The following is an 11,519-nucleotide window of genomic DNA, read 5'->3' on the forward strand; positions in this document are numbered from 1 at the left end:
GAACGTTATTCGCTGTCGTTTTCGGCTTCGGTTTCCGTATCGGCTTCCGGTTCCGGCAGTTCTTTCCGATCGGCCGTATCCGCCTCCTCGCGCAGGTCCGCGCTGATCTGTTTGCGGGTCTTGGCACCCAGCTTGCGCAGGCTGTCGATGCGCTTGACGGCGTTGCCGCGGCCGGTGGCCAGGCGCTTGTAGGTCTGCTGGTAGGCGTCGTCCGCCTGGCGCAAGCGCTCCCCCAGCGCATCGAGGGATTCCAGAACCATCGCGAACTGATCGTGCAGCTTGCCCGCCTCCGCGGCGATTTTTTCCGCGTTCTTGTTCTGCTTCTCGTAGCGCCAGATATTCTCCACCGTGCGCAGGGTCGCCATCAGGCTGGTGGGGCTCACCAGCACGATATGTTTTTCGTAGGCATCGCGGAACAGGTTCGGATCGCCCTGCATGGCCAGCATGTAAGCGGCCTCGATGGGTACGAAAATAAAGACGAAATCCAGCGTGCGCACGCCCTCGAGCTGCTCGTAGGCCTTCTTGTTCAGGCCGGTGATATGGGCGCGCAGGGAGTTTACATGCTGCTTCAGTGCCCGGGCGCGTTCCTCGTCGGTGTCGGCGGAGGCGTAGCGCTCGTAGTCCACCAGTGAGACTTTGGAGTCGATGATCAGGTCCTTGCCTTCCGGCAGCCGCACGATCACATCCGGCTGGCGGCGGCGGCCATCGCTGGTGGTGGTCACCTGGGTGTCGTACTCGCGGCCCTTCTGCAGGCCGGACTGCTCCAGCAGCCGTTCCAGCACCACCTCGCCCCAGTTGCCCTGGATCTTGCGGTCGCCTTTCAGCGCCGAGGTCAGGTTCAGGGCCTCGTCGCTGATGCGCTGGGTCTGCTCCCGCAGCGCCTTGATCTGGCCCACCAGGCTGCCGCGCTCGCGGTTCTCCTGGTCGTAGACATGCTCCACCCGCTTGCGGAAATCCCCCAGTTGGCGCTCCAGCGGGTCCAGGCTCTTGCGCAGGCTGTCCTCGCTGCGGCGCGCGAAGGCCCGCTGCTTCTCCTCGAAGATGCGGTTGGCCAGGTTCTCGAACTGCTCCGTCATCGCATTGCGGGTCTGCTCCAGCAACTGGCGCTGCTCCGCCAGCGCTGCCTCGCTCTTCTCCACCAACACCTGGCTTCGGGTCAGGCGCTGCAACTTGTCCGCAAGCTCGGCGCGCAGCTCCTGTACCTCGGCACCCAACTGCGCCTCCCGCTCGCGGCTGCCATCCAGCCGCGACTCGGCCACCTGCAGCTCCACCGCCGCCTGCGCGAGCCGCCGCTGGGCGCCCGCCCGCGCCAGCCAGAATATCGGGCCGAGCACTATGGCCAGGGCGACGGCGGCGAGGATGGCGTGTTCGACAGTCACTTGCAGCGGGAACAATTCCATAAAAAACTCTGGGATTTGCGGTATTCTTGTACGACTGAGTCAAGTAGTCGGGATGGTTTTGCAGGTCGATGACGGAAGTCGCTCATTCTAACAGTTTGCCCCCCAGCGCGCTGATCTTCGATTCCGGCGTGGGCGCCATCAGCATCGCCCGCGAGATCCGCCGGCTGCTGCCGGGCCTGACGCTGCATTTCGGCATCGACAACAGTTTCTATCCCTACGGCAGCCGCAGCGAAGAGGAACTGCGGCCACGTATCGTCGAGCAGGCCGGCGCGATGATGCGTGCCAGCGGCGCCGACATCCTCGTGGTGGGCTGCAACACCGCCAGCACCCTGGCCCTGCCCCAGCTCCGCAAAGTGCTGGACAGGCCGGTGGTGGGCGTGGTGCCGGCGGTCAAACCGGCGGCCGCCGCCAGCCGGGCCGGCACCATCGCCCTGATCGCCACCGAGGGCACTGTCAACCGCAACTACACCCGCGACCTGATTCGGCAATACGGCAACGGCTGCCGCGTGATCAATGTGCCGGCACCGGAACTGGTGCGGCTGGCGGAGGCCAAGCTGCGCGGCGAGACAATCACCGCCCGGGACCTGGAACCGGTGCTGGCGCGCATCTTCCACACCGCCGGCGGCGACAGGGTGGATATCGCCGTGCTCGCCTGTACCCACTTCCCGCTGCTGCGGGAGGAGCTTGACCGCTATGCGCCGCGGCGTATTCAATGGGTGGATTCCGGTGCCGCTATCGCTCGCAGGGTGAGCTGGTGGCTCGATGAGCTGAAACTTGCGCAGCCGGACAAACCCGGGGCCAGCCGGCTGCTAACCAGCGCCGTGGATGAAGATAGAAAGATCCTCGGGGCCTTTGCAGAATTCGATCCTAGTCCCCTGAATACCGTGTAGGGTGCGCCGTGCACACCACCAGCGTCGACGTGAGGGATATCCCATGAAAAGACTACCGAGTCGATCCTGTCGAGATCACAGCTCCCCTTCTACGAACCCCGAACTTTCAACAAAGGGCGTACAATGGTTGCGAGAAAACCGGCAAGCCCTTGAGGCTCTCAACCGTTTTGCGGACATAAATGGACTCTTTTCCCAGCGGCTCAGAATCCAATTGGGCACACAACCACCTGAATAATCACAAGACTTCCTAGAATGCTCCAACCCGCCTTCCCCGCCCTGGAAATTCTCACACAGCTCCCCCCGGGAGGCCTGCTGCTGACCCCCAACAACCGCCTGCGCAACCGCTGCCAGCAGGTCTACGCCGCGCAACAGCCCGCTGGAGGTTGCTGGGCGCCGCCGCCGGTGGAATCCCTGAATGGCTGGCTGGAGAAAACCTGGTTCCGGTTGCAGCAACAGGGCTGGAAGCCGGCTCTGAAACAGGTACTCAACCGCGAACAGCGCCAGCTGCTGTGGCAGCGCGCCCTGGACGAAGCCCTGGAGCGGGAACTGCTGAACAGCCAGCAACTCTGCCGCGACGCCGACGGCGCCCTGGCGCAACTGCTGCAGTGGCAGCTGGTCACCGACATTCACCAGCTGGACGAGGCGGTGGAACCACTGCTAGAACAGTTCGCGCTCAGCCTGAACCGCGACGACTACCCGCTGTTCCGCATGATCCGCGCCTTCGCCGAACAGCTGGACCACCACAACGCCATCACCCCGGACCAGCGCGACCAATTGATCCTGCGCGCCCTGAACGAAGGTGTGCAGGAAAAACTGCCGCAGATCGACACCGCCGGCTTCGCCCAGATTTCGCCGCTGGCGGAGGCGATTATCGACAGCGCCGCCGAAAAGGTCATCGCCCACCCGGCCAGCAGACGCAGCGCAGAGATCCAACGCGCCCCCTGCCGGGACCTCGAACAGGAGCTCTACCAGACCGCCCGCTGGGCCGCGGAAAAGCTCGAACAGGACAGCCGCGCCAGCGTGGGTATCGTGGTCAACAATCTGGGCCAGTGCCGCGCACAGGTGGAATCGGTCTTCTCCCGCGTACTGGAACCGCAATTCCTCGACCCGGGGCAACACCGCTACACACTGCCGTTCAACTTCTCCGCCGGCACCCCGCTGGCCAACACACCTATCGGCAGCGCCGCCCTGCAACTGCTGCAACTACTCGATGACGACTGGGACTACTCGCAACTGCGCAACCTGCTCTTCTGCCCATTCTGGGGCAACGAGGACGAAACCTGGCTGCGCAGCGCCCTCTTCCGCCGCCTGCAGAAACTGGAACTGCGCCGCATCGACGGCGCCACCCTGCGCTACTGGGCCGAGCGCACCGCCGAGGGCCTGGGCCTGGAAACCCCGCAACTGCCGCGGCAACTGGAACAGATCGGTGACCGTAGGCGCCGCTGGCAGCGCGCCCCGGCGGAAATCTGGGCCGCGCGCTTCTCGGAAGTACTGGCCACACTCGGCTGGCCCGGCCCGCGCAACCCGGACAGCCAGGAATACCAGCAGTTACTGCACTGGGAGAGCGCACTCGAAGACCTGGCCGCGCTGTCCGCCGTGGGCGGCAGCCTGACACTGACCCAGGCGCTGCAGCAGCTGCGCCAGATCGCCAGCCGCACACCCTTCCAGGCGGAGACCCGCGACGGCCCGCTGCAGATTCTGGGCGTGCTCGAGGCCGGCGGCCTCGCCTTCGACCACCTGCGCCTCGTCGGCTTCGGTCAGCAGCAATGGCCCACCGCGCCGGCTCCCAACCCGCTGTTGCCGGTGCAGTGGCAGAAACACTGGAAAATGCCCCGCGCCAGCGCCGAACGGGAACTGGAACTGGCCCACGAACTCACCGACGATCTGCTGAACGCCAGCACTGATATCGTCGTCAGCTACACCAGCGAGCAGGACGGCGTACACCAGGGCCTCAGCAACCTGTTCGGCAACCCCGAACCGATTGCGCCGCTCGACGGCGATGCCCTGCTGGAACACAACACACAATTGGCCGACGGCCCGGCACTGGAAAAAATCGCCGACAGCCAACTGCCGCCACTGACCCCTGCCGACTGCGAACACGTCCGCGGCGGCGCCTCGGTGCTGAAAGCCCAGGCCCTGTGCCCACTGAACGCACAACTGCGCTACCGCCTCGGCGCCAGTGATTTTATGGCCCCGGATATCGGCCTCTCCCCCGCCGAGCGCGGCAATATCGTCCACCAGGTACTGGCGGAATTCTGGCAGCAGTGCGGCGACGCTGCGCATCTTCGGTCGATGGAAGAAGAAGAACGCAACCGCCAGATCAACGAAGCCATCGACAATGCCCTGCGCAGCGTGCGCAAGAAATACGCCCACCTGCCCGCCGGTTTCTGGACCATGGAGCAACAGCGGCTGCAGCGGCTGATGGACCAGTGGCTGGCCCTGGAAGCCGAGCGCCCCGCCTTCGCCGTGGAAAAAATCGAATGGGACCAGGCAGTGGCCATCGGCGGACTGCATTTCAACCTGCGCCTCGACCGCCTGGACCAGCTCGCCACCGGCGAGCAACTGGTGATCGACTACAAGACCGGCCAGACCAGCATCAACGACTGGCTCGCCGACCGCATCCGCGAACCGCAACTACCGCTCTACGCCCTCGCCCAACCAAAGGCCCGCGCCCTCGCCTTCGGCCAGGTGCGCAACGGCGAATGCCAATGGCGCGGCTGCGGCGAACTGGAACAACCGATCCAGGGCATCAAGGCCATCGCCGACACCCAGAAGGACTCCCCCTATTCCACCTGGCAGGACTTGAGCGACCACTGGCAACAGGGCCTGGAAATGCTCGCCGGCGAATACCGCAACGGCGTCGCAACGCTTGTCTTCGACCGCCCCGCAGACAACAACCGCGATCTCTGGCCCCTGAACCGCTGGCCCGAACGCGCACAGGCAACGGAGTAGCCCCTCCCGGGACCGCGGAGCTCCAGCTCCGCAAGAGCGGCGAAGCCGCCCCCTGGACACGCCGAGCTCCAGCTCGGCATGCGGGCCGAAGGCCCGCCTGGATCCCGGACCAAGCCCGGGATGACGACTCCCGGGAACGCGGAGCTCCAGCTCGGCAACCGGGCCGCAGGCCCGCTTGAATCCCAAGTCAAACCCGGGACGACAAACGAACATAACGATAGAACTTCCAAATGACCGAAGTACTGGAAAAAACCCAACAACCCGTAGACGCCCAAGCCCGCACCCAAGCCCTGGACATCACCCGGAGCTTCGCCGTCTCCGCCCCGGCAGGCTCCGGCAAAACCGGCCTCCTGACCCAGCGCGTACTCAAACTCCTGGCCACCTGCCAGCACCCGGAAGAAGTCCTCGCCATCACCTTCACCCGCAAGGCCGCCGGCGAAATGCGCGAGCGTTTGATCGAAGCCCTGCAACAGGCCCGCGACACCCAGCGCCCGGAAAATCCGCACGAAGCCATCACTTGGGACCTGGCAAGACAACTCCTGGAACGCGACCGCGAACTCAACTGGCAACTGCTGCAGATGCCCCAGCGCCTGCGCATCCAGACCATCGACGGCCTCTGCCGCAGCCTCGCCAGCCAACTGCCGATCGAAAGCGGCCTCGGTGCCCCGGGCGAACCACTGGAGCAGACACAAATCGCCTTCGAAATGGCCGTGGTCAACCTGCTCAAACACCTGGACGGCGAAACCCCGGACAGCGCCCTGCAACAACTGCTGCTGCATCTGGACAACGACCTGGGCCAGCTCAACAAGCTGCTGCAGATGCTGCTGCAGAAACGCGACCAATGGCTGTCACCGCTGCTCAGCGTGGGCATGGAGGGCGCCCAGGATTATTTCCACTTCGTGATCGACGAACTGGTGGCGGAAAACCTGGCCGACCTGGCCGGCGAACTGCGCGCCTACGCCGGCGAACTGGTGGAGTTGGCCAACTACGCCGGCAACAACCTGCAGCGCGACAAACCCGGCCACCCGCTGTGCGCCTGCACCGACCTCGACGGCCTGCCGCCCACCGACAACAGCGCCCTGCCCCAGTGGCTAGCGCTGACCGAACTGCTGGTCACCGCCAAGGGCGAACTGCGCAAGGCCGTCGACAAGCGCGTGGGCTTTCCGCCGGTGGACAAGAAGGACCCGGAAACCGCGCTGGCCGACGAATACAAGGCGCGCATCAAAAACCTGCTGAGCGAACTCAAGGGCAATGAACCGCTGCTGGCTGCCATCAACGAAGTCCGCCAACTGCCGTCCGGCCTGCAACAGAACCAGTGGCAACTGCTGGAGGCGCTGGCGCAGGTACTGCCCAGACTCGTCGCCGAACTGAAACTGGTCTTCCAGCAACTGGGCGCCACCGACTACACCGAAGTGGCCCAGGCCGCACTGGTGGCTCTCGGCAACAGCGACGAACCCACCGACCTGGCGCTGAAAATGGATGTGCAGACCAAACACATCCTCGTGGACGAATTCCAGGACACCTCGCAGATGCAACTGCAACTGCTGGAAAAACTCACCGCCGGCTGGCAGCCCGACGACGGCCGCACACTGTTTATCGTCGGCGACGGCATGCAGTCCTGCTACGGCTTCCGCAACGCCAACGTGGGTATTTTCCTCGATGCCCGCAACCGCGGGATCGGCGAGGTCACACTCACGCCGCTGGACCTGCAGGTCAACTTCCGCTCCGAGGGCGCGGTGGTGGACTGGGTCAATGAAACCTTCCAACAGGCCTTCCCCACCGAGGACAATATCGGCCGCGGCGCCGTGCGCTATCTGGAATCCAATGCCTTCAAGGGCGTCAAATGGCCGGGCCCGGCAGTCAATTTCTACGGCTGTATTGACGACGAGGAACGCAACCGCGAAGCGCAACAAGCCGTCGAACTGGTGCGGGACCTGCGGCAAAAAGATCCCGACGGCCGCATCGCCATCCTGGTGCGCCAGAAAAAACACCTGGAGCGGATACTGCCGGCATTGAGCGCCGCCGGTATCGAATTCCAGGCGCCGGACCTGGCACCGCTGGCCAGCAAGATGGTGGTGCTGGACCTGCTCAGCCTGACCCGCGCCCTGCTCGACCCCAGCGACCGCATCAGCTGGCTGGCGCTGCTGCGCGCCCCCTGGTGCGGCCTGCAACTACCGGATCTCTACACCTTGGCCAACTGGGGCAACGACGACACGCCCCCCACGGATACCAGCGCCCGCCCGTTGCTGCTGGCCCTGCGGGAAATCGACCAGATCCCGCTACTGAGCGAAGACGCCCGCGCGCGACTGCAACGCGCCGCCGAACCCATACTGCAAGCCTGGCAAGAGCGCGGCCGCAAACCGCTGCGCGCCTGGATCGAGGGCCTGTGGCTGGCCCTCGGCGGCCCCGCCACCGTCGCTCACAAAAACGAACTGGACAATGTACAGGACTTTTTCCAGCTGCTGGAGCATTTCGACAGCGGCGGCCACATCGAGGACTGGCAGCAGTTCTACAACGCGCTGGAAAAACTCTTCGCCCGCCCCGGCGAGGACGCCGGCGTACAGGTGATGACCATCCACAAATCCAAGGGCCTGGAGTTCGAGCACGTACTGATCCCCGGCCTAGATCGGGGCGGCAAGCCCGGCGGCGACCAGCTGCTGCGCTGGGCCGAATGGCTGAACCACGAGGGCGAATCCCGCTTCCTGCTGGCCCCGAAAAGCGCCCGCGGCGACTCCGACCCGGTGTTCGACTTCCTCAAGCACGACAACAGCGAACGCGAACGTCTCGAAGGCACCCGCCTGCTCTACGTCGGCTGCACCCGCGCCATCCGCTCGCTGCACCTGCTGGCCGCCATCAAACGCGACGAAAAGAAAGGCACCCTAAAAGCCCCCGGCAGCGCCGCCCTGCTGGCCGGCATCTGGCCGTCCATTCCGCAACACGAAGACAGCGACTGGTGCCACTGGCTGGAAGCCCCCGAAGAAACCGGCGAAGACACGGGCCACAACAGCGACCGCGACTACCTGCTGCGCCTGCCGCAGGAATGGCAGGCGCCGGCGATGCCAAAGCGGGAATGGCTGGCCGAATACCGCACACCCGATTACCGGCCACCGGAATCCGAAGAACCCAACATTCCCGAATTGAACCAGGTCGTCCAGCGCTGGCTGCGCCACGCCGGCACCGTCGCCCACGAAACCCTCGCCACCATTGCCGAATCGGGTCCGCAAGACTGGAACGCGGAAAGACTCCGGCAGCAACGCCCCCTCTGGCAACTGCGCCTGAGCCAACTGGGCCTCTACGGCACCGGCCTGGAACAAGCGAAGGAAAAAGTCGAACAGGCCATCGCCAACACCCTCGCCTGCCAAACCGGCCGCTGGCTACTCGACGCCAGCCACCGGGAATCCGCCTGCGAACTGGAGCTCCACAGCGGCGGCCGCCAACTACGCCGCTCCATCGTCGACCGCACGTTTATAGACGCCGAAGTCACCCGCTGGATCGTCGACTACAAAACCGCCGAACCCACCGAAGGCGAAGACCGCGAAACCTTCGTCGCCACCCAACTGGAAAACTACCGCGGCCAACTGGAAGCCTACCGCAAACTCTTCTACGCCAGAGGCGAACGCAAAATCCGCTGCGCCCTCTACTTCCCCCTGCTCCAACACCTGGCCGAACTCCAGTAAGCCCCTGCATTTCTTCCCTCTCCCCTTGGGAGAGGGGCCGGGGGAGAGGGCCGCCGGGAACGCCGAGCCCCAGCTCGGCAAGCAGCCCAAAGGCCCCCTCCCGGGACCGCGGAGCTCCAGCTCCGCAAGGCGGCGAGGCCGCCCCCCCCTAGGAATGCCGAGCTCCAGCTCGGCACGCGGGCCAAAGGCCCGCCAAAACCAACCCCCCTAATCCTCATAACCCACCCAACCACCGCAAAATCCAACCAGAAACCCTTAAAACTTTAGGAAAAACCTTCCACCCCAACCCCAATCCCCCAAAAAACCCATTCGTTACAAATGAAACCCTCGCCCCAACCCCGCTCCCTGAGTAGCATAGATCCCCGCTTTGCCCCGCAAACAAAGCGATTCAGCGAATACAGGCAAGTAGTGAACGACATGACCACACAGCAGTTCGACGACCTCAACGTCGTCTCCCAGGACATCCTGATCAGCCCCGAAGCGCTCAAGGCCGAGCTGCCGGTGAGCGAATCCGCCGAAGCCACCGTGGCTACCGGCCGCACCGCCGTGCGCGACATCCTCGACCGCAAGGACCACCGCCTGATGGTGGTGATCGGCCCCTGCTCCGTCCACGACGTGGACGCCGCCATCGACTATGCCAAGCGCCTCAAGAAACTCGCGGACCAGGTGTCCGACACACTGCTGGTCGTCATGCGCGTCTATTTCGAGAAGCCGCGCACCACCGTCGGCTGGAAAGGCCTGATCAACGACCCCTACCTCAACGACTCCTTCAAGATCGAGGAAGGGCTGCACACCGGCCGCAAACTGCTGCGGGACATCGCCGAACTGGGCCTGCCCACCGCCACCGAGGCGCTGGACCCCATCTCGCCCCAGTACATGCAGGACCTGATCTCCTGGTCCGCCATCGGCGCGCGCACCACCGAATCCCAGACCCACCGCGAAATGGCCAGCGGCCTCTCCTCCGCCGTGGGCTTCAAGAACGGCACCGACGGCAGCCTGGGCGTGGCCATCAATGCCCTCCAGTCCACCGCCAATCCCCACCGCTTCCTGGGCATCAACAAGGAAGGCCAGGTAGCCATCATCCACACCGCCGGCAACAAATACGGCCACGTGGTACTGCGCGGCGGCAACGACAAACCCAACTACGACTCCGTCAGCGTCGCCATGTGCGAACAGGAACTGCAGAAAGCCGGCATCCAGCCCAACATCATGGTCGACTGCAGCCACGCCAACTCCAACAAGAACCACGAGCTGCAGCCTCTGGTGGTGGACAACGTCACCCACCAGATCCTGGACGGCAACAAGTCCATTATTGGCATCATGGTGGAGAGCAACCTGAAGGAAGGGAGCCAGAAGATCCCGGCGGATCTGAGTCAGCTCGAGTACGGCGTTTCGGTGACGGACAAGTGTATTGGCTGGGAGACCACCGAATCGCTGTTGTTGGGGATGGCGGAGCAGTTGCGGGAGCCGTTGAAGGCGCGCAATTCTTAACCAGCCAGATTCGGCAACTATCTACAAGGGTCGGCATTGCCGGCCCTTTTTATTAAGCGCCCGAACAATTTGAGCAAATAACAATCAATTCCGACAACATAGGGCAGTCACCATGACTCAACCCCAAACCGCCCCACGTAAAAGTGGTCATTGAGAGCGATATCTCAGGAGATGCCGGGAAGATAGTAATAAATACAATAAAAACATAGACTTGAGCAGTACACGAGAATCGGGATATGAGTCTCGAAGATCGCTTTTCCGGACAGGGAAGAAACTAGTAATATGCCTGCAGCCCTGATGCCTTGTACGCTCACAGCTTTTTGCGTCGATCGTACCAACTGAGATATGAGGCGATAGATATTGGTCGTGGTGACCATTATATATAATGTTAACACCGGTAGACGTACTAGCCGCAAAATATTAAAAGGGGGGGGGTTATGGATTTAGTAGCAAAAGAAGGTTTCGAGGATACTTGTGTAGACCTGATGATGTGGGCTATGGGTCGCGAACTTACAAAGACAATGAGCTTCGATGAGGCTAAAAGTAATTGCAGAATGGTGCTGGAAATCAATCCATCTCAAGCCATCGATGTAATAGTAGAAGCACTCACTTTAAACGAACGGCGTTCGGAGGTTCAGAAATTTTTAAGTAAAGCAAACAAATTTGAGCTCATAGATGGTTCAGAAGTGGAGTACTTTCTAAAAAAAGATTACATCATGACTAATGATCATAGTGTTCAGGAAAGCGTGTCAGGCGGTATGTCTATCTTCTTTTGGATGGTAATTATATTGGCTGTAATAGGCCTATTTTCACTGTTTTAGAATTTCCAATCCAGTGACATATGGCACATATATGAATCTTAATCTAACTCAAATTGGACTTATTCTGGACATTCTTGGTTTTACCGCCATTTTTATTTTTGGTGGGTTCCAGTTTGGAATCATGCAGTATATGGAAACAAGAGCCAAATGGTACGTAATTCCAGTAAGAATTTGTGGTAGCGTCCTGATCATTTTGGGTTTCATCTTTCAGATTTTTGGAGCTTGGAACTGAGTTCGGCAGTGTTAATCGGGTAAGGACGGGTATTTAGCCCGCCCTCCCCACAACAC

The 11,519-nt window shown here is 62.3% G+C and carries 7 protein-coding genes; 6 read left to right on the top strand and 1 reads right to left on the bottom strand.

Annotated elements, in window-relative coordinates; genetic code table 11:
* Positions 1 to 5: 5 nt before the first annotated feature.
* Complete coding sequence (rmuC, locus tag OQE62_RS17195; RefSeq protein ID WP_265723279.1) at positions 6 to 1,400, bottom strand: DNA recombination protein RmuC; 1,395 nt, start codon at positions 1,398 to 1,400, stop codon at positions 6 to 8.
* A gap of 68 nt (positions 1,401 to 1,468) precedes the next feature.
* Here rmuC and murI point away from each other — a divergent pair, with 68 nt between their 5' ends.
* From murI to OQE62_RS17220, 6 genes are all read left to right on the top strand, one after another.
* Positions 1,469 to 2,290 carry a glutamate racemase gene (murI, locus tag OQE62_RS17200; RefSeq protein ID WP_265723280.1) on the top strand — a complete coding sequence of 274 codons (822 nt, stop codon included), beginning with the start codon at positions 1,469 to 1,471 and terminating at the stop codon, positions 2,288 to 2,290.
* Between the two features lie 43 nt (positions 2,291 to 2,333).
* Positions 2,334 to 2,525 carry a type II toxin-antitoxin system CcdA family antitoxin gene (locus OQE62_RS19520; RefSeq protein WP_377535559.1) on the top strand — a complete coding sequence of 64 codons (192 nt, stop codon included), beginning with the start codon at positions 2,334 to 2,336 and terminating at the stop codon, positions 2,523 to 2,525.
* Positions 2,526 to 2,542: 17 nt separating this feature from the next.
* Entirely contained in the window at positions 2,543 to 5,242 is a 2,700-nt protein-coding gene (locus OQE62_RS17205; protein ID WP_265723281.1) for a PD-(D/E)XK nuclease family protein, read from the top strand.
* A gap of 230 nt (positions 5,243 to 5,472) precedes the next feature.
* Complete coding sequence (locus OQE62_RS17210; protein WP_265723282.1) at positions 5,473 to 8,919, top strand: UvrD-helicase domain-containing protein; 3,447 nt, start codon at positions 5,473 to 5,475, stop codon at positions 8,917 to 8,919.
* Between the two features lie 417 nt (positions 8,920 to 9,336).
* Positions 9,337 to 10,410: a 3-deoxy-7-phosphoheptulonate synthase gene (locus OQE62_RS17215; protein WP_265723283.1), complete on the top strand. Its 1,074-nt coding sequence runs from the start codon at positions 9,337 to 9,339 to the stop codon at positions 10,408 to 10,410.
* Positions 10,411 to 10,847: 437 nt separating this feature from the next.
* Complete coding sequence (locus OQE62_RS17220; protein WP_265723284.1) at positions 10,848 to 11,231, top strand: hypothetical protein; 384 nt, start codon at positions 10,848 to 10,850, stop codon at positions 11,229 to 11,231.
* Positions 11,232 to 11,519 lie beyond the last annotated feature (288 nt).

Origin of the sequence: Microbulbifer halophilus, assembly GCF_026183675.1 — a bacterium.
Taxonomy (GTDB): domain Bacteria; phylum Pseudomonadota; class Gammaproteobacteria; order Pseudomonadales; family Cellvibrionaceae; genus Microbulbifer; species Microbulbifer halophilus.

Coding starts and splice junctions, on each gene's coding strand:
- rmuC (WP_265723279.1), bottom strand. CDS start 1,400: ATGGAATTGTTCCCGCTGCAAGTGACTGTCGAACACGCCATCCTCGCC.
- OQE62_RS19520 (WP_377535559.1), top strand. CDS start 2,334: ATGAAAAGACTACCGAGTCGATCCTGTCGAGATCACAGCTCCCCTTCT.
- OQE62_RS17215 (WP_265723283.1), top strand. CDS start 9,337: ATGACCACACAGCAGTTCGACGACCTCAACGTCGTCTCCCAGGACATC.
- OQE62_RS17210 (WP_265723282.1), top strand. CDS start 5,473: ATGACCGAAGTACTGGAAAAAACCCAACAACCCGTAGACGCCCAAGCC.
- OQE62_RS17205 (WP_265723281.1), top strand. CDS start 2,543: ATGCTCCAACCCGCCTTCCCCGCCCTGGAAATTCTCACACAGCTCCCC.
- murI (WP_265723280.1), top strand. CDS start 1,469: ATGACGGAAGTCGCTCATTCTAACAGTTTGCCCCCCAGCGCGCTGATC.
- OQE62_RS17220 (WP_265723284.1), top strand. CDS start 10,848: ATGGATTTAGTAGCAAAAGAAGGTTTCGAGGATACTTGTGTAGACCTG.